The 24024-nt window shown below is 72.7% G+C and carries 20 protein-coding genes; 11 read left to right on the top strand and 9 right to left on the bottom strand.

Annotated features, from left to right (window positions below; genetic code table 11):
• Window positions 1-7: 7 nt before the first annotated feature.
• Together JKV81_RS00250 and JKV81_RS00245 are read left to right on the top strand one after the other, a co-directional pair.
• Window positions 8-478, top strand: coding sequence for a cation:proton antiporter regulatory subunit (locus JKV81_RS00250; protein ID WP_099173374.1), 471 nt, complete (start codon window positions 8-10; stop codon window positions 476-478).
• 2 nt (window positions 479-480) lie between these two features.
• Entirely contained in the window at window positions 481-1728 is a 1248-nt protein-coding gene (locus JKV81_RS00245) for a cation:proton antiporter (RefSeq protein ID WP_099173373.1), read from the top strand.
• A 68-nt stretch (window positions 1729-1796) separates the two neighbouring features.
• Here JKV81_RS00245 and JKV81_RS00240 read toward each other — a convergent pair whose 3' ends face one another.
• Entirely contained in the window at window positions 1797-2750 is a 954-nt protein-coding gene (locus tag JKV81_RS00240; RefSeq protein WP_202074667.1) for a M56 family metallopeptidase, read from the bottom strand.
• An 8-nt stretch (window positions 2751-2758) separates the two neighbouring features.
• On the bottom strand, window positions 2759-3199 hold the full coding sequence (locus JKV81_RS00235; protein WP_202074666.1) for a BlaI/MecI/CopY family transcriptional regulator: 441 nt from the start codon (window positions 3197-3199) through the stop codon (window positions 2759-2761).
• 135 nt (window positions 3200-3334) lie between these two features.
• Between JKV81_RS00235 and JKV81_RS00230 the strand changes: the two genes are divergently transcribed.
• Window positions 3335-3790, top strand: coding sequence for a tellurite resistance TerB family protein (locus tag JKV81_RS00230; RefSeq protein WP_202074665.1), 456 nt, complete (start codon window positions 3335-3337; stop codon window positions 3788-3790).
• Between the two features lie 64 nt (window positions 3791-3854).
• On the opposite strand, the gene JKV81_RS00225 is transcribed toward JKV81_RS00230, so the two are convergent.
• Window positions 3855-4922, bottom strand: coding sequence for a PucR family transcriptional regulator (locus JKV81_RS00225; protein WP_202074664.1), 1068 nt, complete (start codon window positions 4920-4922; stop codon window positions 3855-3857).
• Window positions 4923-5216: 294 nt separating this feature from the next.
• Between JKV81_RS00225 and JKV81_RS00220 the strand changes: the two genes are divergently transcribed.
• From JKV81_RS00220 to JKV81_RS00205, 4 genes are all read left to right on the top strand, one after another.
• Window positions 5217-5855, top strand: a complete 639-nt coding sequence (locus JKV81_RS00220) for a hypothetical protein (protein WP_124277812.1) — start codon at window positions 5217-5219, stop codon at window positions 5853-5855.
• A gap of 107 nt (window positions 5856-5962) precedes the next feature.
• Window positions 5963-8101 carry a flotillin family protein gene (locus JKV81_RS00215; RefSeq protein ID WP_202074663.1) on the top strand — a complete coding sequence of 713 codons (2139 nt, stop codon included), beginning with the start codon at window positions 5963-5965 and terminating at the stop codon, window positions 8099-8101.
• A 277-nt stretch (window positions 8102-8378) separates the two neighbouring features.
• Window positions 8379-13265 (top strand): DNA repair ATPase, encoded by a 4887-nt coding sequence (locus JKV81_RS00210; protein WP_202074662.1) that lies wholly within the window; start codon window positions 8379-8381, stop codon window positions 13263-13265.
• A 17-nt stretch (window positions 13266-13282) separates the two neighbouring features.
• Window positions 13283-15298 carry an NAD(P)-binding protein gene (locus JKV81_RS00205; protein WP_129264532.1) on the top strand — a complete coding sequence of 672 codons (2016 nt, stop codon included), beginning with the start codon at window positions 13283-13285 and terminating at the stop codon, window positions 15296-15298.
• A 55-nt stretch (window positions 15299-15353) separates the two neighbouring features.
• Here the strand turns inward: JKV81_RS00205 and trpS are convergent, their stop codons facing one another.
• Window positions 15354-16412: a tryptophan--tRNA ligase gene (gene trpS, locus JKV81_RS00200; protein ID WP_202074661.1), complete on the bottom strand. Its 1059-nt coding sequence runs from the start codon at window positions 16410-16412 to the stop codon at window positions 15354-15356.
• 207 nt (window positions 16413-16619) lie between these two features.
• Complete coding sequence (locus JKV81_RS36025; RefSeq protein WP_222723278.1) at window positions 16620-16745, bottom strand: DUF6126 family protein; 126 nt, start codon at window positions 16743-16745, stop codon at window positions 16620-16622.
• Window positions 16746-16944: 199 nt separating this feature from the next.
• Here JKV81_RS36025 and JKV81_RS00195 point away from each other — a divergent pair, with 199 nt between their 5' ends.
• The 3 genes from JKV81_RS00195 (at window position 16945) to JKV81_RS00185 (ending at window position 19236) form a co-directional block, all read left to right on the top strand.
• Window positions 16945-18045, top strand: coding sequence for an LLM class flavin-dependent oxidoreductase (locus tag JKV81_RS00195; RefSeq protein WP_129264534.1), 1101 nt, complete (start codon window positions 16945-16947; stop codon window positions 18043-18045).
• Entirely contained in the window at window positions 18042-18707 is a 666-nt protein-coding gene (locus JKV81_RS00190; RefSeq protein WP_236054815.1) for an FMN reductase, read from the top strand. The genes JKV81_RS00195 and JKV81_RS00190 overlap by 4 nt, the downstream gene beginning before the upstream one ends.
• Window positions 18708-18813: 106 nt before the next feature.
• A complete protein-coding gene (locus tag JKV81_RS00185) occupies window positions 18814-19236 on the top strand; it encodes a universal stress protein (protein WP_099173364.1) in 423 nt (140 codons plus the stop codon).
• A gap of 82 nt (window positions 19237-19318) precedes the next feature.
• Here the strand turns inward: JKV81_RS00185 and JKV81_RS00180 are convergent, their stop codons facing one another.
• The 4 genes from JKV81_RS00180 to JKV81_RS00165 all read right to left on the bottom strand — a co-directional run bounded on the left by JKV81_RS00180 (window position 19319) and on the right by JKV81_RS00165 (window position 22937).
• Window positions 19319-20452, bottom strand: coding sequence for a MerR family transcriptional regulator (locus JKV81_RS00180; RefSeq protein WP_202074676.1), 1134 nt, complete (start codon window positions 20450-20452; stop codon window positions 19319-19321).
• Window positions 20453-20543: 91 nt separating this feature from the next.
• Window positions 20544-21401: an ABC transporter permease gene (locus JKV81_RS00175; RefSeq protein WP_129264535.1), complete on the bottom strand. Its 858-nt coding sequence runs from the start codon at window positions 21399-21401 to the stop codon at window positions 20544-20546.
• Complete coding sequence (locus JKV81_RS00170; RefSeq protein ID WP_129264536.1) at window positions 21398-22369, bottom strand: ATP-binding cassette domain-containing protein; 972 nt, start codon at window positions 22367-22369, stop codon at window positions 21398-21400. Before JKV81_RS00170 ends, JKV81_RS00175 begins: the two co-directional genes overlap by 4 nt.
• A gap of 151 nt (window positions 22370-22520) precedes the next feature.
• Entirely contained in the window at window positions 22521-22937 is a 417-nt protein-coding gene (locus JKV81_RS00165; protein ID WP_129264537.1) for a hypothetical protein, read from the bottom strand.
• 135 nt (window positions 22938-23072) lie between these two features.
• Between JKV81_RS00165 and JKV81_RS00160 the strand changes: the two genes are divergently transcribed.
• Window positions 23073-23960: a hypothetical protein gene (locus JKV81_RS00160; RefSeq protein ID WP_124277821.1), complete on the top strand. Its 888-nt coding sequence runs from the start codon at window positions 23073-23075 to the stop codon at window positions 23958-23960.
• The last annotated feature ends 64 nt before the right edge of the window (window positions 23961-24024 follow it).

Here is a 24024-nt window from a genome sequence, read left to right as displayed (position 1 = left end):
GGAAACCATGGGAACCCACCGCACATCGCTGCCCGGAGTCGGCGTCCAGTACGACTACACCACCGAGTCGGGGCAGCACATCTCCGTGGTCGTCCACCACGACGGCCGGCGGTTCCTCGGGTTCTACGAGAAGGACGACCCTGATTCGTGCGTCCTGTCCGTACCTCTGACGACCACCGAGGCGACGGGGCTCGCGCATCTCATCGACGCGGCGCCGATCGACGCCGTACGGACCGAGGGCATCGACCTGGTCACCGAGCACATCCCGCTCGGGACCCGCTCCCCGTACGGCGGCCGGCTGCTCGGGGACACCCGGGCGCGGACGCGGACCGGGGCGTCGATCGTGGCGGTGCTGCGCACGCACAGCGCGCATCCGTCACCGGGGCCGGACTTCCGGCTGGCCATCGGCGACACGATCGTCGCCGTAGGAACGCGTGAGGGCGTGGACGCGCTCTCCGAGATCATCGCGGAGGGCTGACCATGCACGACACGACAGCACTGCTGGTGGAGCTGGGCGCCGTCATTCTGGGGCTCGGCATCATCGGAAGATTCGCCGGACGGATAGGGCTCTCCCCGATCCCGCTCTACCTGCTGGCGGGACTCGCGTTCGGTGAGGGCGGCCTGCTGCCGCTCGGCGCCAGCGAGGAGTTCACCGCCATCGGGGCGGAGATCGGCGTCATCCTGCTGCTGCTCCTGCTCGGCCTGGAGTACAGCGCCTCGGAGCTCGTCACCAGTCTCAAGACGCAGTACCCGTCCGGGGCCGTCGACTTCGTGCTCAACGCGACGCCCGGCGCGGCAGCCGGTCTGATGCTCGGGTGGGGGCCCGTGGGAGCCGTCGCTCTGGCCGGCGTCACCTGGATCTCGTCGTCGGGCGTGATCGCCAAGGTGATGACCGACATGGGCCGGCTCGGTAACCGCGAGACGCCCGTCATCCTCGGTGTCCTCGTCATCGAGGACCTGGCCATGGCCGTCTATCTGCCGCTGCTCACCGCGATGCTGGCCGGTGTCGGTCTGGCGGGCGGCAGCATCGCGCTGCTGATCGCGCTCGGGACCGTCGGGTTCGTGCTGTACCTCGCGCTGCGTCACGGCCGGCTCATCAGCCGCGCGGTGTCCTCCGACAACCCGGAGATGCTGCTGCTCGTCGTCCTCGGGCTCACCGTCCTGGTGGCCGGGGTGGCCCAGCAGCTCCAGGTCTCCGCGGCCGTCGGCGCCTTCCTCGTGGGCATCGCCCTGTCCGGCGAGGTCGCCGAGGGTGCGCGCAAGCTCCTGACGCCGCTGCGGGACCTGTTCGCCGCCGTCTTCTTCGTGTTCTTCGGGCTGTCCACCGACCCGGCCGAGATCCCGCCCGTGCTGCTTCCCGCGGCGCTGCTGGCGATCGTCACCGTCTTCACGAAGATCGGCACCGGCTGGTACGCGTCCCGGCGGGCCGGGATCGGTCCCCGCGGCCGCTGGCGCGCGGGCGGCACGCTCGTCGCGCGTGGGGAGTTCTCGATCGTCATCGCCGGTCTGGCCGTGGCGACGGAGCCGCGGATCGGGCCCATCGCGACCGCGTACGTGCTGATCCTGGTGATCGTCGGACCGCTCACCGCCCGGTGGACGGAACCGGTCGCCTCCAAGCTCCAGGCCGTGCTGGCCGGCAAGCGGTCGAAGCCGGCCGTCGCGGCCGAGCAGCCGATGCCGTCGCACGACGACCTCACGCCGGAGCACGCCGGGCGCGACTCCGACTGACGCCGGCCGGCAGCGGTCCGGACGACCGGCCGTCGGCGGGGTCCGGACGACGGCCCGCCGGCAGCGGTTCAGAGCGGGGTGGCCGCGTGGAGTATCCCGACGAGCGTCACCGTCGCGTTGAGCGACGACAGCGCCGAGGCCGCCGTCCCCGCCGTCGCGGTCACCGCCGCCAGGGCCAGGTGCGCGGAGGCGGGGGGCCAGAGCCCGGCCGAGGGTTCGGGGTCCAACAGCGCCGCCACCCGGCGCGGCACGGGGCCCTCCGCCGCGAGGGCGGGGAGCACCGCGGGCCCCGGGGGGCGGTGCGAGAACAGGGCCGCCTTGCCGACCGCCGTGGCGACGGCCCTGCGGCTCCCGACGGCGTCCGCCGCCTCCTCGTCCGCCCAGCGTTCGGTGCTGTACGCGACCGCCGTGCGCAGGGGCAGGAGGAACGGGTTGGCGCGGGCCGCCAGTTGCGTCACCAGCAGATAGCGGTGGTGCCGTCCGGTCAGGTGCGCGCGCTCATGGGCAACGAGCGCGTCACGCTCACGGGCGTCCAGGCAGTCCATCATCGCGGTGGAGACGACGATCCGGCCGCCCCGCCCCCGCCCCGCCGGAAGGGCGTACGCGTACGGGTCGGGGGACGGGACCAGCGCGAGGTCCCCCGTGGCGCCGGGCCCGGTGGTCCCCGGCAGGGCACGGGCGGCGCGGATCCTGGTCCGGGCGTGCCGCAGCAGCGTGCCGCCGCAGGCCACCAGCACCGCACCCAGCACACCGATGGCGACCAGCCCCGCCTTCTCCTCGTACGGGACGGCGGCGCGCACCTCGGGGTCCGACCAGCCGTCGGGCAGCGGGTTGCCGGGGAGCTGGGCGGTGCCGACCACCATGAGCAGGGCCAGGCACAGGGTGCTGCACAGGGCCAGCGTCGACCCCACGGCGGCCAGCAGCCGGGTGGCGCTCCTGGGGTGCAGATGCTGTTCCGCGAGACGCGCCATGGGCAGGGCGGTCAGCGGCAGGACGAGTGGCAGGTAGACGAAGACGCCCATCGCGATGACTATCGGCCTTCTGGAGCGGTGGGATCGCCGGGGTCGTCCGCCGCGCGGGAGAGCAGCGCGCGGAGCCTGGCCTCGTCACCGGGGGACAGCGCGGAGACGAACCGGGCGAGGACGGCCTCCCTGTCGCGTTCACCGTCCAGGACGCGGCGCATCCGCAGCGCGGCGAGGCCCGCCTCGTCGGAGGCCGGGGTCCAGGTGTAGGAACGTCCCTGGCGGCTGCGGGTCACGGCCTTCTTCGCGTAGAGGCGGGAGAGGATCGTGATGACGGTGGTGTAGGCGAGGTCGCCGTCGAGGTGCTCCTGCACCCAGCCGGCCGTCGCGGGGCCGCCCGCCGACCGCAGCACGGTCAGGACCTGGGACTCCAGCTGTCCCTGGCCGCGCCTGGGCAGCCGCCGGCCGTCCCCGGTGCCGCCCTCGTCCGTACCTGTGGGCCTGTTCATCCGCCGCATCCTACTGAGTGGCCGGATACGGGTGTGCCGTCCTGCGTGCTGCCGACGGCCACGCGCGGCTCTTCTACACAGTTGTAGAGTTTGCTGGGTTCCCGCACCACAGGCAACGCAACGTATGGAGACGTCATGGCCCTTTGGGATCGGATCAAGGAATCCGCGTCGACGATGCAGACGCAGCTGGAGGCGAAGAAGAACGACCTGAAGAGCGGGGCGTTCCGGGACGCGAGCATGGCCATGTGTGCCCTGGTCTCCGCGGCGGACGGTTCCATCGACCCGTCCGAGCGGCAGCGCGTCGCCTCGCTGATCGCCACCAACGACGTGCTGCAGAACTTCCCTGCGGACGACCTCCAGCGCCGGTTCAACGACTACGTCAACAAGCTGACCGCGGACTTCGCCTTCGGCAAGGTGAGCGTCCTCCAGGAGATCGCCAAGGCGAAGAAGAAGCCCTCCGAGGCGCGCGCCGTCATCCAGATCGGCATCGTGATCGGTGGCGCCGACGGCGATTTCGACAAGTCGGAGCAGGCCGTCGTGCGCGAGGCGTGCTTCGCGCTGGACCTGCCCCCGCACGAGTTCGACCTGTAGAACTCCGCCGCGTACGGCCCGGGCCCTCGGGCCGTACGCCTCGCGGACCCCTGGACCGGGCCCGTCAGAGCTCCTTCGCGGGCCAGTCCAGCAGCCGGGCACCGATCACCGCCGTCTGCAGCGTGTAGCGGTGCATCGGATCGGAGGGGTCCGAGCCGGTCAGCTGGTGTATCCGCTCCAGCCGGTACGTCAGCGCACGCACGCTCAGCGACAGCCGGCGGGCCGTCTCGGCGGCGACACAGCCCGCGTCGAAGTACACGGACAGCGTCCTCAGCAGCGGTTCCGCACCGCCCCGCGCCTCCTTGAGCGGGCCGAGCTCGCTCCGCACCAGATCGGCCATCGCCTGCCGGTCCCTGGTCAGCACGGGGTAGACCAGCAGGTCGGCGGCGTACAGCACGGGGTCGTCGAGGTTCATCCGCTGGGCCAGATCGAGGGCGTCGAGCGCCTCGTCGTACGAGTGGACCACCCCGCCGGGACCGCGGTGCGGGCGGCCGACGGCGACCTGACCGCCGTCCGTCGCGACGTGCGCCTGCTTCGCGAAGTACCGCAGGACGTCCGGCTGGCTGCCCGGGGCTATGCAGACGAGGCGCCCGTCCTTCGTGGTGAGGAGGATCTTCCGGCCGCTGAATCGGGAGAGCAGCGCCGTCTCCACGCTGCGGGGCACCGCGTCGGACTCGCTGTAGGCCTCCGGTCCGGCCGCCACCGCGACGGCGTGCGCCCGCGAGAGCCGCAGCCCGAACCGGGTGGCGCGCTCCGCGAGCCGGCCCAGGTCGCTGCGCCCGTACAGCAGGTCGTCGATGAACTCCCGCCGCGCCGCCTCCTCGCGGCGCACGGTGATGCGCTGCGCCCGCTCGAAGCCCTCCGCGAACGCGTCGACGGTCTGCTCCACGGCGCCCAGCACGGCGCCGGAGGCAGCCGCGCCCGATGCGGCGAGCGGCCAGGCGGCCCTGGTCTCCGCGAGGTGACGCCGCACCAGCGCGCGCAGCTGGTGTCCGGCCTCCGCCGCCTCGCGGCCGAGCGTGCGCCGCGTCTCCAGCTCGTCGCGGGTGAGCCGGCGGCCGGTCTCCGCGACCTCGGCCAGGATCTGCGCATAGCCCTCCAGGAACCGCTCGGAAATCTCGGGCTCCGTCACTGCGTACTCCTCCACACGTCAACAGCACTGTCGCCTCCTCAACGCGCGAAGACCTGTGCCGGTGCCCGGCAGGGTGGTCCCGTGAAGGCTGCCGGATTCCGGCAATGCGCCGGGACACCCCCTGCTGACAGGATCGTTCCAGCAACACACGGGGGAATCACGGGGGTTACGGGGGACACGGGGGAAGGAACCGGTTGCTGCGGGGCCGTTCGCGGTGTCGCAGCACCGGTGCCCCCGTCCCGCCTGCCACCGCCCGGTCTCCCGGACCGTACGGCATCGCAGGGGGTGGACCGGATGACCGAGTTCTTTTCCGCGGCAGTCGCCTTCCCGGCCGTCGTCTTCGGCGGCGCGCTGGTGGTGGTCGTCTGCTTCTGGCTGCTGGTGCTGGTGGGAGCGGCCGGACCCGACTCCTTCGACGCCGACCTCGACTCCGAGGCGGTCGGCTTCGGCGGGGTGCCGGTCTCCGTGTCGGTGTCGCTGTTCGTCGTCGTCGCCTGGTTCACCGGCCTGGCCGGCTCGGTCCTGGTGCTCCGCAGCGGAGCCACCGGCACCCTGCGGGCCGCACTGCACCTCGCCGTCCTGGCGGGGGCGATCCTGATCGCCTGGGGGGTGGTCCGCATGCTCGTACGCCGATTCCGCCGGTACTTCCCCGCGGAACCTCCTCCATCCCGCGAGGACTTCGTGGGTCAGATCTGCACGATCCGTACGGGATCCGTCAGCGCCGACTTCGGGCAGGCCGAGGTCGCGGCCGCCGACGGGTCGACCGCGATCGTGCAGGTCAGGCAGCCGCTCCGGACGTCCGCGCCCGGTGACGTGTTCACCTCCGGCAGCACGGGCCTGCTGTACGCGTACGACGCCGAGGGCGAGTTCTTCTGGGTCTCGCCGTACGACGCGTCGCTCGCCCCGCGCCCGCTGCCGCGCAAGGCCGGCTGACCCGCCCCCTGTCTTCTCCGGGCCCCGGGCCCGTGGTTCCGCGCGCCGTCGTGCGGACCGGGCCCCCTTTTCTTCTTCGTACGTCATCACCAGCCGCAAGGACTGACATGGATGCCATCTCCTGGGGCATCGGCGTGCTCGTCGCCGTTGTCCTGCTCATCACCGTCGCTCTGGTCTTCGTCATCACCCGTCTCTTCCGCAAGGTCGAGCAGGGGAAGGCCCTGATCATCTCCAAGACCAAGAAGGTCGACGTCACCTTCACCGGTGCGGTCGTCCTCCCGGTGCTGCACAAGGCCGAGACGATGGACATCTCGGTGAAGACCATCGAGATCCGCCGTACCGGGCGTGAGGGCCTGATCTGCCAGGACAACATCCGGGCCGACATCCACATCACGTTCTTCGTCCGGGTCAACAAGACCGTCGAGGACGTCATCAAGGTGGCGCAGGCCATCGGCACGGAGCGGGCGAGCGACAAGGTCGCCATCCAGGAGTTCTTCGTCGCGAAGTTCTCGGAGGCGGTCAAGACCGTTGGCAAGCAGCTCGACTTCGTCGACCTCTACACCAAGCGCGAGGAGTTCCGGGACCGGATCATCCGGGTCATCGGGACCGACCTGAACGGCTACCACCTCGACGACGCCGCGATCGACTTCCTCGAGCAGACGCCGATGGTCCAGCTCGACGGGGCCAACATCCTGGACGCGCAGGGCATCCGGAAGATCACCGAGCTGACGGCGATCGAGCACGTACGGACCAACGAGTTCCAGCGCACCGAGCAGAAGGAGATCACCCGGCAGGACGTCGACGCCCGCGAGACCATCCTGGAGCTGGAGCGCCGGCAGGCCGAGGCGGAGATCAAGCAGCGCCGCGAGGTCGAGACGCTGCGGGCCCGTGAGGAGTCGGCCACCGCCCGGGTGCAGGAGGAGGAGCGGCTCGGCTCGCAGAGCGCGTTCATCCGTACCGAGGAGCAGCTCGGCATCCAGCGGGAGAACCAGGCACGCGAGGTCGCCGTCGCGCAGAAGAACCGTGAGCGGGTCATCGCGGTGGAGAACGAGCGCATCGAGAAGGACCGGATGCTGGAGGTCATCGGGCGCGAGCGCGAGACCGAGCTGAACCGGATCGCCGCGACGAAGGAGGTCGAGGCCGAGCGCCGTGAGGTGGCGGACGTCATCCGGGAGCGGATCGCGGTGGACCGTACGGTCGCCGAGCAGGAGGAGTCGATCCTGACCCTGCGGTCCGTCGAGGAGTCGGAGCGCACCCGCAGGTCCGTGATCATCGCGGCCGAGGCGGAGGCGCAGGAGAAGCTGGTCAAGGACATCAAGGCGGCGGAGGCCGCGGAGGCGGCGGCGGTCCACCTGGCGGCCGAGCAGCTGACGCTCGCGGACGCCCGGCTGAAGACGGCCGACCTCGACGCGCAGGCGAAGCTGCGGCTGGCGGAGGGCATCCAGGCCGAGTCCGCCGCGGCGGGGCTGGCCGAGGTCCAGGTCCGGGACGCGGAGGCCGTGGTCACCGAGAAGGCCGGCCTGGCGGAGGCCCAGGCGACCGAGGCACGGCTCAGGGCCGAGGCGGAGGGCGCGCGCCTCAAGGCGCTGGCGACCGCGGAGGGTACGCAGGCCCAGGCGACCGCCGACGCGGCGGTGATCGGCGAGAAGCTGAAGGCCGAGGCGGAGGGGCTCACCCAGAAGGCCGCGGCGATGGCCGCGCTCGACGAGGCGTCGCGCGGGCACGAGGAGTACCGGCTGCGGCTGGCCGCGGAGAAGGAGATCCGGCTGGCGGAGTTCGACGTGCAGCGGCAGGTGGCCGAGGCACAGGCGACGATCCTGGCGACGGGTCTGGAGAACGCGGACATCGACATCGTCGGCGGGGACTCGGTCTTCTTCGACCGGCTCGTCTCGTCGATCTCGCTGGGGCGGAGCGTGGACGGGTTCGTGGAGAACTCGAAGACCGCGCAGGCGCTCGCCGGGCCGTGGCTGGACGGTTCCTCGTCCTTCACGGACGACCTGACCCGGGTGCTGGGGTCGGTGTCCTCGGGGGACGTGCAGAACCTGACGGTGTCCGCGCTGCTGATGCAGCTGATGCGGGGGACGTCGGGGGCGGCCTCGGGGCAGGTACGGCAGCTGCTGGCGGCGGCGGAGGAGCTGGGGCTGGCGGGGATGACGGTGTCGTCGCTCACGGGTGGGTCGTCTCCCACGGGTGGGTCGTCTCCGGCGCCGTCGAAGAACGGGGTGGCGCCGGCGGGGGTGGCGTAGCGGGGGCCTGTTCCTGCCCCGGGGCGGGGCTTGCCCCTGGCCCGGGGCGGGCTCGCCCGGGGCGAAGGGTTCCGCCCCGGCGGCGTGAGGGTTCCGTCCTCAAGCGCCGGACGGGCTTGATTTCGGCGTCCAGCGCCCCTGCTGCCAGCAGAGCCAGCCTCAAGCGCCGGACGGGCTTGATTGTGCCGGGCTGGGCGTGAGAGCGCGCCTGTTCGCACGGCGATGCGCTCCGGAGGGGGCGTTGTCAGTGAGTGTTATTCCGTAGGGAGCCGTACGCATGGACCGTGACACCACACTCGCCGACGGCGGTGCCTACGAGGTGCTCCGGCGGCGGCTCGGGGCGCAGGCCGATGAGCTCGTCCGGCGGGCCGAGGCGCTCAACGCGCGGCGGACCGAGGAGTTCGGGTCGGCCGGGCTGCGGCTGCTGGCCACCGAGCAGGTGCACACGGAGCGCCCCTCGCTGGCCCGGGACCTGGTGGCCGTCGGCGACCGGCTGCTGTTCGGCTTCGAGCGGGGGCCCGGCGTCGGCGGGGAGGCCGGGGTCGGTGACGTCCTCGTCCTGCGGGAGGCCGGCCTGGACGAGGTGACGGGCGAAGGGCCCCTGGCCGACGAGGCGTTCGTACGGGAGTTCGCGGGCCTGCACCGCTACTTCCGGGACGCCCGGCTGCTGCGGCTGCGCAGGGTCAACGGCCGGCTGATCGCCGTCTTCCGCACCGGGGAGAGCGCCGAGGACGTCCGCGTCCTGCGCTGGGCCCTGGGCCCGGACGGGACGCCCGGGGAGTTCCTGGACGCCCGGGGCGAGAAGGACCACGTCTTCCCGCCCTCGCACGACTTCGACTGGACCCCGGCGGGCCGGGACGCCCACCGGCCCGGCCGGCACCCGCACATCGCGGTCGCCGAGGGCGCGCTCTTCGTCGACACCCTGGGCGGCACGCTCACCGTCAAGACCGAGGACGACACCGAGACCCCGGACGGGATCTACGAGGAGCCCGTCGACGAGCCGCTGCAGTCCCTGGCGGACGCCGACGTCGAGTACGCGCAGGCCGGGCCGCTGGTCCTGCTCCGGGTGCGCCCGTACAAGGAGGAGGCCTGGCGCCACCTGGTCTTCAACACGCTGCTCGGCCGGGTCCAGCGGCTGGACGCGATCGGGCCGTCCTGCCACCGGCTCCCCGAGGACCAGGGGATCATCTTCCCCGGCGGCTACTACCTGACCACCGGCGCGGCCAAGACGTTCGACACCGCCGAGGAGCTCACCGACCCGGTCTTCGAGGGCGCGGTCCGCTCGCCCAACGGCGAGGACGTGCTGTACGTCTTCCGGTCCCGCGACGAGAGCCGCACCCTGCTCCTGCCGTACAACCTGATCCGCCAGGAGGTCGCCACCCCGCTGCTCGGCCGGGGGCACGCGCTCCTGGACGACGGCACCCTCGTCCTGCTCAAGGGCGGCGAGGACGGGCCCGTCCGTGTCCACCCGTTGCAGCGCTGGCAGACCCCGTACGTCTCCGACACCTACGCCGCCGCGCGCCCCGCCGGGACGGGTCCGCTCGCCCGGACCGGCAACGCCGACCTGGTGCGCGGGATCTCCGACTGCCTCGCCCTGGCGCACGGCATCCGCGACATGACGCCGACCGCGGCCGTGTACGCCCGGCTCGTCGCCGACTGCGCCCGGGCCGGTGACCGCTACCACTGGCTCGCCGACCCCGAGCTGGGCGGACTCGGCGAGCCCCTGACGGAGATCGGGACCACCGCGGGCCAGGTCCTGGCCGAGTTCGGGACGGTGCAGGAGCTGACCCGGCAGGCCGCCGAGGCCCTCGACGCCACGGCGGCCAAGCTCACCGCCCTGGTCCGCCGCATCCGGGGCGAGGCCCCGCGCACGGCCGCCGCCTGGGTCGACCAGCTCACCGAACTCCGCCGCACCCACGGCCATCTGGCGACGCTCGCCGAGATGCGGTACGCCGACACCGGGCGGATCGCCGAGCTGTCCGCCGAGGCAGAGGACGACCTGGCGTCGGCCGCCCGGCGGGCCGTCTCCTTCCTGGCCCGCGAGGACGCCTTCGCCGGCTACCACGAGGAGCTCGCCGCCCTCACCGCCACCGCCGACGCCCTGACCGCGGTCGCGGACGCCTCGGAGGTCGGCGACCGGCTGACGGCGATCACCGAGGGGCTGGCGACCGTCACGGACGTGGTGGCCGGGCTCGACATCGGGGACGCCACCGTCCGTACGTCGATCCTGGAGCGGATCGCCGGGGTGCTGGGCGACGCGAACCGGGCCCGCGCCACCCTCGACGCCCGCCGCAGGGAGCTGCTGTCCCAGGAGGGCCGGGCCGAGTTCGCCGCCGAGTTCGCGCTGCTCGGGCAGGCCGTCACGGGGGCGCTGGCCGCCGCCGACTCCCCCGAGGCCTGCGACGAGCAGCTGGCGCGGCTGCTGCTCCAGCTGGAGAACCTGGAGTCGCGGTTCGCGGAGTCCGACGACTTCCTCGGCCGGCTGACCGAGCGCAGGACCGAGGTCCACGAGGCGTTCTCGGCCCGCCGGCAGACGCTCCAGGACGCCCGTGCCCGGCGGGCCGAGCGGCTCGCGGACTCGGCCGCCCGGGTGCTGGAGACGGTCACCAGGCGCCTGGCCGCGCTGGAAGACCTGGACGCCGTCCACACGTACTTCGCCTCCGACCCGATGGTCGCCAAGGTCCGGCGCACCGCCGAGGAGCTGCGCGAGCTGGGCGACCCGGTGCGCGCCGAGGAGCTCGACGGGCGGCTGAAGGCGGCCCGCCAGGAGGCCGGGCGCGCGCTGCGGGACCGCGGCGAGCTGTACGCGGACGGCGGCGCGGTCCTCAAGCTGGGTCGCCACCGGTTCGCGGTGAACAGCCGGCCCTTCGACCTGACCCTGGTCCCGCACGGCGACCGGCTCGCCTTCGCGCTGACCGGCACCGACTACCGGGCCCCGGTCACCGACCCGGAGTTCGCGGCGACCCGCCCGTACTGGGACCGGCTGCTGCCCTCGGAGTCCCGGGACGTCTACCGCGCCGAGCACCTGGCCGCCCGGCTGCTGGACGAGCACGGCGCCGACGCCCTGGCGGACGCGCGGGACCTGGCCGGGCTCGTCCGGGAGGCGGCAGCGGCGGCGTACGACGAGGGCCACCAGCGGGGTGTCCACGACGAGGACGCCACCGCGATCCTGACGGTCCTGCTGGAGCTGTACGCCGGGGCGGGCCTGCTGCGGTACGAGCCCGCCGTGCGCGCCGCCGCGCAGCTGTTCTGGTCGCACGAGGCGGACGACGCCCTGCGTGCCTCCTGGACGCGCCGGGCCGTGTCGCTGGCGCGGGCCCGCGACACCTTCGGGCTCGCCCCCGCCATCGCCGTGCTCCAGGAGGAGTGGGCGGCCGTGATGGGCGCGGGGAGGACGGCCGCCGTGTACCTCTTCGAGGAGCTGACGAGCGGTCCCGCCGGGTTCGTGACGAGCGCCGTCACCCGCGAGTTCCTGGAGAAGTTCCGCCGGGCGACGGGGACTTCGGCGTACGACGACGACCTGGCCGCGTTCGGTGACGACCTGCCGGCCCGGCGCCAGCTGGTCGAGGGCTGGCTCGGCTCGTACGCCGCCGCGTCCGGCACCGATGTGGACGCCGGGGACCTGGCGGAGGCCGCGGCCGTGGAGCTCTGCCCCGGCCTGGATCGGTACGACCTCGACGCCCCGCTCACCGCGACCGTGGACGGGCTGCTCGGCGACCACCCCCGGGTCGAGAGGGGGTCGCTGACCGTACGGCTGGACGAACTCCTCGCCCGTACCGCCGAGTTCCGCGCCGAAGGCGTGCCCGGATTCCGTGCCTACCAGCGGCTGCGCACCACGCTGGTGGACTCCGAGCGCGCCCGGCTGCGGCTGGACGACCACCGGCCGCGCGTGATGTCGGCGTTCGTCCGCAACCAGCTGCTGGACGAGGTGTACCTGCCGCTGATCGGCGACAGCCTCGCCAAGCAGCTCGGCACCGCGGACGCGGACCGGCGCACCGACTCGCAGGGCCTGCTGCTGCTCGTCTCCCCGCCCGGCTACGGCAAGACGACGCTCATGGAGTACGTCGCCGACCGGCTCGGCATGGTCCTGGTGAAGGTCAGCGGGCCGAACCTCGGCCACGACGTGACGTCCCTGGACCCGGCGCAGGCGCGCGGGGCGACCGCACGGCGCGAGGTCGAGAAGATCAACTTCGCGCTGGAGTCGGGCAACAACACCCTGCTCTACCTGGACGACATCCAGCACACCTCGCCGGAACTGCTCCAGAAGTTCATTCCGCTCTGCGACGCCACCCGCCGTGTCGAGGGTGTGCGGGACGGCGAGCCGCGCAGCTACGACCTGCGGGGCAAGCGGTTCGCGGTGGTCATGGCGGGCAACCCGTACACCGAGTCCGGGGACCGGTTCAGGATTCCGGACATGCTCGCCAACCGGGCCGACGTATGGAATCTCGGCGAGGTGCTGAGCGGCCGGGAGGACGTCTTCGCCCTGAGCTTCGTGGAGAACGCGCTGACCGCCAACCCGGTCCTCGCCCCGCTCGCGGGCCGCTCCCGCGCCGACCTGGCGCTGCTCGTGCGCATGGCGTCCGGCTCCGGGCTCGCCGCCCGTGCCGACCAGCTGGAGCACGCCTACGCGCCGGCCGAGCTGGACAGGATCGTCTCCGTCCTGCGCCATCTGCTCACGGCCCGGGAGACGGTCCTCGCGGTGAACGCGGCGTACATCGCGTCGGCGGCGCAGACCGACGCGGCGCGCACCGAGCCGCCGTTCCGGCTCCAGGGCTCGTACCGCAACATGAACAAGATCGCCGAACGGATCGTGCCCGTCATGAACGACGACGAGCTGTCCGCCGTCGTCGACGACCACTACGCCGGCGAGGCCCAGACGCTCACCACGGGCGCCGAGTCGAACCTGCTGAAGCTGGCCGCCCTGCGGGGCACGCTCAGCCCGGCACAGGCCGAGCGCTGGGCGGCGGTCACCTCCGCCTACGTACGCACACAGGCCCTCGGCGGGCCCGACGGCGACCCCGCCTCCCGGGCGGTCGGTGCGCTGGGTCTGCTGGCGGACCGGATCGCGGCGGTCGAGGCGGCCATCGAGCGGGCGACGGGCCCCCGGAGGGCGGGCGCGGGCCCACGCCCCCGTCACGCGATGATCACCGACACGCCCGACTGATCCGGGGGGAGCAAGGCATGCTGGGTTCCGTGACCTCACTTCCTCAACAGCCCCAACGCCCCGCGAGCAGCGGCCACATGGTGGTCTGCGGCGACGACGCCCTGGCCCGCAGGCTGGCCGTGGAGCTGCGTTACGTGTACGGGGAGCGGGTCACGCTCCTGGTCCCCCCGGGCCGGGAACCCAGCAGGCCGGACCTGCCCCTGACCCAACGGGCCCGGGCGGGCGCGCTGTTCGGGCGGATGTCGGCGGCGATGATGCGCAACGGGACGGCCGGCGGGAACGGCGCGGGCGACACGAACGCCGGGGTCGAGGCCGTCCGCATCATGGAGGCGCACGAGCCCTCCGACGACGTGCTGGAGGAGGCCGGCGTCGACCGCGCCGCCGCGCTCGCCCTCGTCTACGACGACGACGAGCTCAACATCCGCGCCGCCCTGACGGCCCGTCGGCTCAATCCGCGCCTGCGCCTCGTCATCCGGCTCTACAACCGCAAGCTGGGCCAGCACCTGGAGACCCTGCTCGACCAGGCGGCCGCCGTCGCCATGCCCGGCCTCGACCCGGCCGTGCTGGACGCCTCCACCACCGTCCTCTCCGACGCCGACACCGCCGCACCCGCCCTCGCCGCCACCGCGCTGACCGGCAGCAGCAAGGTCATCCAGGCCGAGGGACTTCTCCTGCGCGCCGTCGAGCGCACCCCGCCGCGCCCGGGCGAGCTCGCCGACCCGGGGCTGTGCACCCTGGCCCTGCTCTCCTCCACCAGCCAGGACCCGGCCGGCAGCGAGGGCTCCGACAGCAGCGGCGACGAGGGCCCGCAGCTCCTGCCCGACCGGGCCACGGTGAACGCCGCCACGGGCCGGGGCACGATCGTCCTGGAGGCCATCAGCCAGGCGGGTCCCGACCAGGCACCCACCCGCATGGGCGGCAGGGGCGCGCCGCTCGGCCAGGTCTTCTCCCGGCGGCTGCGCTGGTCGGCGCTGGGCGTCGCGGCGGCCGTCGTCGCCCTGGCCGTCGCCTCGGTGGTCACCACGGGTGACAGCCCGCTGCACGCCGCCTATCTGACCCTGCTGGACCTGCTGGCGATGGGCGACCCGGCGGTCGAGGACACCGATTCGGCGTCCCGCCAGGTCATCCAGCTGCTCTCCGGCATGGCCGGGCTCCTGCTGCTGCCGCTGCTGGTCGCCGCCGTCCTGGAGGCGTTCGGCTCGCTGCGCACCGCGTCCTCGCTGCGCCGGCCCCCGCGCGGTCTGTCCGGCCATGTGGTCCTGCTGGGTCTCGGCAAGATCGGTACGAGGGTCCTGGTGCGCCTGCGGGAGCTGGACATCCCCGTGGTGGTCGTCGAGGAGGACCCGGAGGCGCGCGGCATTCCGCTGGCCCGCAGCCTGCACGTCCCGACGGTCCTCGGCGACGTGACCCAGGAGGGCGTCCTGGAGGCGGCCAAGATCCGCCGGGCCCGCGCGCTGCTCGCCCTGACCAGCATCGACACGACGAACCTCGAAGCCGCGCTGTACGCCCGCTCGGTGAAGCCGGAACTGCGCGTGGCGCTGCGTCTGTACGACGACGAGTTCGCCACCGCCGTCTACCGCACCCTGCGCACGGCCCACCCGCAGGCCCTGACCCGCTCCCGCTCGGTGTCCCACCTGGCCGCGCCGTCGTTCGCCGTCGCCATGATGGGGCGGCAGATCCTCGGCGCGGTGCCGGTGGAGCGCAAGGTGATGCTCTTCGCCGCCCTGGAGGTGGCGGGCCACCCGCAACTGGAGGGCCGCACCGTCGACCAGGCGTTCCGGGCGGGTGCCTGGCGGGTCCTGGCCCTGGACGCCACCCCGCCGGCCGACCGCCTCCCCGACCTGGCCGCCGTACCGCCGTTCGACCCGGACGGCGCCACCGGCCCCGGTACCCCGGACCGGCCCTCCGGCCTGGTCTGGGACCTGCACCCGGGCTATGTGCTGCAGCCGGAGGACCGGGTGGTGATCGCCGCGACCCGGCGCGGGCTGGCCGAGCTGCTGCGCGGGCAGCATCGCTCGGTGTCACGCCGCTGAGCGGGGGCTGGGGCTGGGGGCGGACGGCCGGGGGCGGGTGGTGCTCGGCGGGGGCTCAGCTGAACATGCCCATCGCCTCCCGGACCTCCGTGAGCGTCGCCTCGGCCACGGCGTTCGCCCGCTCGTTGCCGGCGCGCAGCACGTCGCGTACGTACCCCATGTCCTGGGCGTACTCCGCCCGGCAGGCGCGGATCGGGGCCATCGCCGCGTTGACGGCCTCCGTCACGGTCCGCTTGAGACCGGCCGCGCCGCTGCCGCCGATCTCCTCGGCGACCTCGTGCGGGTCGCGGCCGAGGCAGAGCGCGGCCAGCAGCACCAGGCTCGACACCCCGGGCCGCAGCTCGGGGTCGTAGGTGATGTGCCGGTCCGCGTCGGTGGTGGCGCCCTTGATCAGCCGGGCGGTCTCGTCGGCGTCGGCGCCCAGGGCGATCGAGTTGCCGCGGCTCTTGCTCATCTTGGTGGCGTCGGTGCCGAGCAGCAGGGGCGCCGCGGAGAGCAGCGCGTCGGGCTCGGGGAAGACATCGCCGTACCGCTCGTTGAAGCGCCGGGCGACGGTGCGGGTGATCTCCAGGTGGGGCAGCTGGTCCTGGCCGACGGGCACGAGATTGCCCTTGCAGAACAGGATGTCGGCGGCCTGGTGCACCGGGTAGGTGTACATCAGGCCGCTGACGGCCGACTGGCGGGAGTGGGCGATCTCGTCCTTCACCGTGGGGTTGCGGCCCAGTTCGGCGACGGAGACCAGGGACAGGAACGGCAGCAGCAGCTGGTTGAGGGCGGGGACCGCGCTGTGGTTGAAGACCGTCGTACGGGCGGGGTCGATCCCGATGGCGAGGTAGTCCAGGAGCAGCCCCTCCACATGCTCGGTGAGCCGCTCGGCGACGTCCCGGTCGGTGAGCACCTGGTAGTCGGCGATCAGCACGAAGACGTCCACGCCGAGGTCCTGGAGGCGCACCCGGTTGTGGAGGGTGCCGAAGTAGTGGCCGAGATGCAGGGCGCCGGTGGGCCGGTCCCCGGTGAGGACGCGGAAGCGTCCGGGGTCCAGGGCGAGCTGCTGCTCCAGTTCGGCGCTGCGGCGCACCGCGGGACTGACGGAGAGGTCGGCGGTCGTGGTCACGGGGGTCTCCTCGCTGGTGGTGTATGCGTGGAGGACGGCCCGTCACGGGGCACCGGGGCAGCGAAAAGGGCCGTCCGAAGATCGAACGGCCCTGGTTCCGTGCAGAGAAGGTGGCCGCTCCTAGGAGGAGCGCCACCAGTTCCGGCACGGTACGGAGGTCATGCGTCGAGTGTAGCGTGCACCGGCCTTCCGGCACGGGAGCGTTTCCTACTTGTCGCCGCCGCCGACGTAGAACAGCAGCATGACGAACCCGGCGAACAGATGCGTCGCGAAGACGTAGACGAAGACGCGCAGGGCGACGCCGCGCTCCTTCCAGCGTTCGCTCTCGCTCATCAGGCGTTCCTCCGTCCGGCGGCCGCAGCGGGCGCCGCGTCCAGGGTACGCAGGGCCGGATGGACAGGGGCCGGGGAGCGGGTGGAATAGAGAGAGGGGGTGCTCCGTTGTAGGGTGTCTTCACATAGTTCAACGTTCAACCACTACATCGCACCACTCGCTCAAGACTTCTCGCTCAACACCTTTGGAGGCGGGCGCCATGCAGTTCGGGATCTTCACCGTCGGGGATGTCACCACCGACCCCACGACCGGTACGACACCGAGCGAGAACGAGCGGATCAAGGCGACCCTCGCGATCGCGCTCAAGGCCGAGGAAGTGGGCCTGGACGTCTTCGCGACCGGCGAGCACCACAACCCGCCGTTCGTCCCGTCCTCGCCGACGACCACGCTCGGCTACATCGCGGCCCGCACCGAGAAGCTGATCCTCTCCACCTCGACCACGCTGATCACCACCAACGACCCGGTGAAGATCGCCGAGGACTACGCCACGCTCCAGCACCTGGCCGACGGCCGCGTCGACCTGATGATGGGCCGCGGCAACACCGGCCCGGTCTACCCCTGGTTCGGCAAGGACATCCGCCAGGGCATCCCGCTGGCGATCGAGAACTACGCCCTGCTGCACAAGCTGTGGCGCGAGGACGTCGTGGACTGGGAGGGCAAGTTCCGTACGCCGCTCCAGTCGTTCACGGCCACCCCGCGCCCGCTGGACGGCGTGCCGCCGTTCGTCTGGCACGGCTCGATCCGCTCGCCGGAGATCGCCGAGCAGGCCGCGTACTACGGCGACGGGTTCTTCCACAACAACATCTTCTGGCCCATGGAGCACACGAAGAAGATGGTCGACCTCTACCGGCGCCGCTACGCCCACTACGGGCACGGCACCGCCGAGCAGGCGATCGTGGGCCTGGGCGGCCAGGTGTTCATGCGGAAGAACTCGCAGGACGCGGTGCGGGAGTTCCGCCCGTACTTCGACAACGCGCCGGTCTACGGGCACGGGCCCTCCCTGGAGGACTTCACCCAGCAGACCCCGCTGACCGTCGGCTCCCCGCAGGAGGTCATCGAGCGGACCCTGTCGTTCCGCGAGGACGTCGGCGACTACCAGCGCCAGCTGTTCCTGATGGACCACGCGGGGCTGCCCCTGAAGACGGTCCTGGAGCAGCTCGACATCCTGGGCGAGGAGGTCGTGCCCGTCCTGCGCAAGGAGTTCGCCCGCCTCCGCCCGGCCGGAGTGCCGGACGCCCCCGTCCACCCCGCGGTCACCGCCGCCCGCGCCGCCGCCGCAGACCCGAAGGAGCTCCGATGACCGTGCCCGCCACCGCCCCCCTGAAGATCGTCGCCGTCGCGGCCGGTCTCAGCAGCCCCTCCTCCACCCGGCTGCTGGCCGACCGGCTCGCCGAGGCGGCCCGCGAGAGGCTGGCGGCCGAGCAGGACCGCCGCGTCGAGGTCGAGGTCGTCGAGCTGCGCGACCTGGCCGTCGACATCGCCAACCACCTGGTCACCGGCTTCCCGCCGGCCGCCCTGAAGAAGGCGCTCGACGCGGTGACCGGCGCGGACGGACTGATCGCCGTGACGCCCGTCTTCACCGCCTCGTACAGCGGGCTGTTCAAGTCCTTCTTCGACCTGGTCGACAACACCGCGCTGACCGGCAGGCCCGTCGTCATCGCGGCGACCGGCGGCACCCCCCGCCACTCGCTGGTCCTGGAACACGCGATGCGCCCGCTCTTCGCCTACCTGCGGGCCGTCGTCCTGCCGACCTCCGTGTACGCGGCATCCGAGGACTGGGGCTCGAACGGGGACGAGTACACCGAGGGACTGCCCTCCCGGATCCGGCGCGCGGGCGGCGAACTCGCCTCCGCCGTGACGGGCCGGACCGTGTCCGGCGCCTCACGGACCCCGACCCTCGACGACGGCGAGGACGCGCTGGTCCCGTTCGAGGAGCAGCTCGCCGGACTGCGGGTCGGCTGAACCTCGGCCGGACCAGGGGCTCCGGAGGCCTGACCGGCCCCCGGAGCCCGACGTGACTACAGTTGCTCCCTGTATGCCGTAAATGTTGAACACACTGGAGGCAGACATGGGCAGGATCGTCGTGGGCGTCGACGGGTCGGACCCGTCGATCAAGGCACTGCGCTGGGCCGTACGCCAGGCCGAGCTGACCGGCGACACCGTCGAGGCGGTGAACAGCTGGGAGTACCCCGCGACCAACTGGGGATCCATGATGCCGGGCATGCCGGAGGACTTCGACCCCCAGGCGGTGGCGACCGTGGCGCTCAACGAGGCGCTGGAGGAGGCCCTCGGCGCCGAGGGAGCGGCGGCGGTCGAGAAGATCGTGGTGATCGGCAACCCCGCCCAGTCCCTGCTGGAACGCTCCAAGGGCGCGAACCTCCTGGTCGTCGGCGCCCGTGGCTACAGCGGCTTCAAGGCGACGCTGCTCGGCTCGGTCAGCCTCCACGTCGCCCAGCACGCGAGCTGCCCGGTCACCGTCGTCCGCGACTGACCGCCGAGCCGATCCGGCCTCCCGCACACGGAACGGGCGGGCCCCTGCACCCCGGGGGCCCGCCCGTCCGTCGTGTTCCGGATCAGAGGGCCACGACGTCCGCCACGACGCAGGACACGTTGTCCGGGGCGCCCGCGTCGCCCGCCAGGGCGACCAGCGCGGTCACAGCCGCATCGGGCCCGTCGGCCGCGATGACCGTGCGGGCCACGTCCGTCTCGTCGACGACCGCCGACAACCCGTCCGAGCAGAGCAGATAGCGGTCGCCCGGCAGCGTGTCGTGCAGCCGGACCTCCGGGCGGGCCGCAGACGCCTCCGGGCCTCCGGTCAGAGCCCTCAGCAGCATCGCGCGCTGCGGGTGCGATGCCGCCTCCTCCTCGGTCAGCGACCCGTCGTCGATCATCGACTGCACCAGGGTGTGGTCGTGTGTGATCCGGAAGAACTCGCCGCCACGGAGCGCGTAGGCCCGGGAGTCCCCGATGTGCACCAGGCCCAGCCGTTCACCGGTCCACACCAGAGCCGTGAGCGTGGTCCCGGACTCGGCCGGGGCCCCGTCACCGCCCACCGCGTCGTGCACCGCCCGCGCCGAGGACTCGGCCGCTTCGTGCAGGACGCCGAGCAGGTCCGCCGCGTTCACCGCACCGCGCGCGGCCGGTCGCAGGGCGTTGACCGCCGCCGCGCTCGCCCCCGCGCCGCTCTCCCCGAAGCCGTCCGCCACGGCGAGCAGCCGCGCCCCGGCGTACGCCGTGTCCTGCTGGGAGGCGCGCACCGCGCCGGGGTGGGCCAGTGCCGCGTAGCGGATCCCGAGGGTTCCCGACCCTCGGCCGGTTCCGTTGCCGTTCGACATTCCGGCGTTCTCCTTCGCTGACAGATGGTCGACGAGGAAGGAGGCGAGTTCCCGGCGGGCGGCCGTCTCGGCCTCCACCCTCGCCCAGTAGGCGCGGATCTCCGCCGCGGCCGTGCCGTGGTCGAGTGCCACCACCTCGGCGATCCGGGCGAGCGGCATCCCGATCCGGCGCAGCCACGCCACCAGCCGCGCCGTCTCCGCCTGGGCCCGGTCGTAGTAGCGGTAGCCGTTCACCGGATCGACCAGGGCGGGCCGGAGCAGGCCCAGCTCGTCGTAGCGGCGCAGGGCCTTGGCGGAGAGCCTGGACAGCCGGGCGAACTCCCCGATCGTCACCAGCTCCGCGCGCCCGGACGCCCCGCCTTCGTGTTCCACCACGCCCCCTCCTCGCGCCGGACGGAAGCGCCCGGCCCCGCCGATGCTGGGGCTTCCCCCACCGGGAAGGTCAACCGTCCGCCCCGCGCCGTCACTTCCGGTTGTAGAGGCGCATCGTCACCGCGCCGAAGACCAGCACGAACAGCGCCGACCAGCCCAGCGACCAGGCGATGTCCGTCGCGGGCCAGTTGCCGGCCATCAGTTCGCGTACGGCGGCGGCGAGATGGGTCACCGGGCTGTTGTTCACGAACACCTGGAGCCAGCCCGGCATCGTGCTCGGGTCGACGAAGACATTGCTCAGGAACGTCAGCGGGAAGATCACCATCATGCTGACGCCCATCACCGACTTCTCGGTGCGCAGCATCAGGCCGAACATGGTCCAGATCCACGAGAAGGCGAACGAGAACACCAGCAGGAGCGCGACGCCCGCCAGCACGCCCGGCAGGCCGCCGTCCGGCCGGTAGCCGATGACGATGCCGACCACGAGCATCACGGCCGAGGCCAGGAGGTAGCGCACGACGTCGCCGAGCAGATAGCCGACCATCGGAGCCGGGCGCCAGATCGGCAGCGTGCGGAAGCGGTCGAACACGCCCTTCGCGATGTCGGTGTTGACCGCGACACCCGTGTACATCGTGATCATCACGACGCTCATGACCAGGATCCCCGGCAGCAGGAACTGGATGTAGCCCTCGGTGGAGCCGGCCAGCGCCCCGCCGAAGAGGTACGTGAACATCAGCACCATCATGACCGGGAAGACCGTCACGTCGAAGAGCTGCTCGGGCACGTGCTTGATCTTCAGCATGGCCCGCCATCCGAAGGTGAGCGACGCCGACAGCGCGCTCGGCCGGTGCGGCCGTTCCTGGCCGACCAGCAGGGAGGCCAGCGTCCCCGCGTCCGGGGCGCCGAGCTCGGCGTCGCCGCGTTCGGCCGTGGTGGGCACGGTGCTCATGCCGCCACCCCCTTCTTGTCCGTGAGCGCGAGGAACACCTCGTCGAGGCTGGGCTGGCCCAGCGAGAAGTTGTCCACGTGGATGCCGCACCGGGCCAGCTCCGACAGCGCCCGCGCCGCCTGTTCGGCCGCGCCCCTGTCGGTGCCGTGCCCGCCGACCGTGGCGGTCAGCGCCACCGGGTCGGGGTCCAGCTGCACCGTCGCGTCGAGCGCGTGGGCCAGCACCCGCTCGGCCTCGGGACGCTGGGCGGGGTCGCGCAGGCGCAGATGGACGGAGCCGGCGCCCACGGACGCCTTGAGCTCGCCCTTCGTCCCCTCCGCGATCACCTTGCCGTGGTCGATCACGGCGATGCGGGAGGCCAGGTGGTCGGCCTCGTCGAGGTACTGGGTGGTCAGCATGACCGTCGTGCCCTGCGCGACGACCGCCCGCACGATGTCCCACACCTGGTTACGGCTGCGCGGGTCGAGCCCGGTCGTCGGCTCGTCCAGGAAGAGGAGGTCCGGCGTGTTCAGGATGGACGCGGCGATGTCGATCCTGCGCCGCATGCCGCCGGAGTAGTCCTTCACCTGCCTGCCCGCCGCCTCGCCGAGCCCGAAGGCCTCCAGCAGCTGGGCGGCCCGGGCCCTGGCGGCGGGCCTGGAGTGGCCGAGGAGCCGGGCCAGCAGCACGAGGTTCTCCGTACCGGTCAGGTCCTCGTCGACCGAGGCGTACTGCCCGGTGAGGCTGACCCGGCCGCGTACCGTGTCGGCGTCCTTCACGACGTCGTGGCCGAAGACCAGGGCCCGGCCCGCGTCCGGCCGCAGCAGGGTCGCCAGCATCCTGACCGTGGTGGTCTTCCCGGCCCCGTTGGGCCCCAGGACTCCGTAGACGGTGCCCGCGGGCACGGCGAGGTCGACGCCGTCCACCGCGCGGTTGTCGCCGAAGACCTTCACCAGCCCCGTGGTCTCGATGGCCAGTTCAGTGCTCATGGTCCCCTCCCTGTCGGCGGTGTCGAGGGCGGATACGGGCCACGATGGCACGGTGCGTCCCGGTCGCGGGGCGAATCCGACCAAATGACGCGGGCGCGGCGGCCGGAGGTGGTCCGGCTGCCGCGCCCGTCGGTCGGGAAGGACCGGCCGGTCATTCCTCGCGCGTGTAGTAGGCGTAGAACATCGTGACGAGCATGCCCGCGCCGACCACCAGCCCGATGAAGCCCGACATCAGCACGCTCCTGCCGTTCAGGCTGGACAGATAGCCGACCGCGCCCCCGGCCAGCACGCCGAACGCCGCCGCGCGCAGCTCGCGCGGGAGGGACCAGCGGAAGCGCGCGAGCAGGAAGCAGAGCACGGCGAAGCCCACGCCGGAGACGACTCCGAGCCAGATCTGACCGCTCGTGGTCGCCCCGCCGTCCCGGTTGATGAAGAAGGCCCAGAAACCGAGGATCACGCCCAGCACCAGGGGGACCATCCAGGCGAGCGCGGTGTGCCGGTGTTCCTGCCGGGCGGGGGTGCGGGCATGCGTCCGCCGGCCCATCGGCATCGTTGCGTGTGTGGCCATGGCGCACAGCTCCTTCCGTCGCCCCCGTCGTCCGCCGTCGTGTTTCCTCCAGCGCACACCCGGCCGGGCCACCCGGCAACTCGAATGGCGTACGGCCCGGAGCGCCCCGCCGCCGCACGGGATTGGCTGGGACCTGTGCGGACCTCTCTCTCAGCGGCTCTGTCGGCGGTACTGCTCGTCCTGCTCGCCGTGCTGGTCCCGTTCGGCGCGCTCTCGGCGTGGGTCGATCTGGAGCTGGACGACACCGACCGGTATCTCGCCGCCGTCTCCCCGCTGGCCTCGGACACCGACGTACGGAACACGGTGGCCACGGTGGTCACGGACGAGGCGATGAAGAACATCGACGTCGGGCCGCTCCAGGACACCGTCGAGCAGTTCCTGCACGAGACCGCCCTGTCGTTCACCACGACCGAGGCCTTCCAGCGGGCGTGGGACAGCGCGAACCGGACGGCGCACCAGGCCGTCACCGCCTCGCTGCACGGGGACGACGGGAAGGCCGTGACCATCGATCTGGCGCCGGTGATCGAGGAGGTCAAGAAGGAGCTGGTCGACAGCGGGGTGCCCTTCGCCGACCGGATCCCGGTCCGGGAGACCTCCATCACCGTGCTGTCCGCCGACCGCGCCGACGAGCTGCGGTCCTCGTTCCGGTGGCTCAGGTACTGCAGCGTCTGGCCCGCGGTGGCGACGGTGGTCCTGCTCGTCCTGGTGCTGGGTCTCACACTCGTACGCGGTGGTCCGCGGGCCGCCCTGACCACCGCGGCCGTGGCCGGCGGCGGGCTGGTCCTGGGCGCGGTCCTGCTCCGGATCGCGGTGGCCGTCGGCCGCGACCGGGTGCTCGACGAGGTGCCCGGCACCGACCGGGCCGGGGCCGCCGCGGTCTACGACGCGCTGACCGCGTCCCTGCGTACGACGGTGTGGATCGTGCTGATCGTGGGGGCGGTGCTGGTGGTCGGCGGCCTCCTCGGCCGGTTCGTGGCGGGCCGGCGGGGGCGGACGGCCGCCGCGGCGCCCTCGGGCACCTGATCCGGGGCGCTCCCGGGCCTTCCGAGCCCTCCCCGGCCCGACATGCGCGGGTGCGTGGGCCGGG

Origin of the sequence: Streptomyces silvae, assembly GCF_016745505.1 — a bacterium.
GTDB lineage: Bacteria > Actinomycetota > Actinomycetes > Streptomycetales > Streptomycetaceae > Streptomyces > Streptomyces silvae.
Note: the sequence above shows the minus strand (reverse complement) of the source record. Positions and strands in the feature narration are given on the sequence as shown.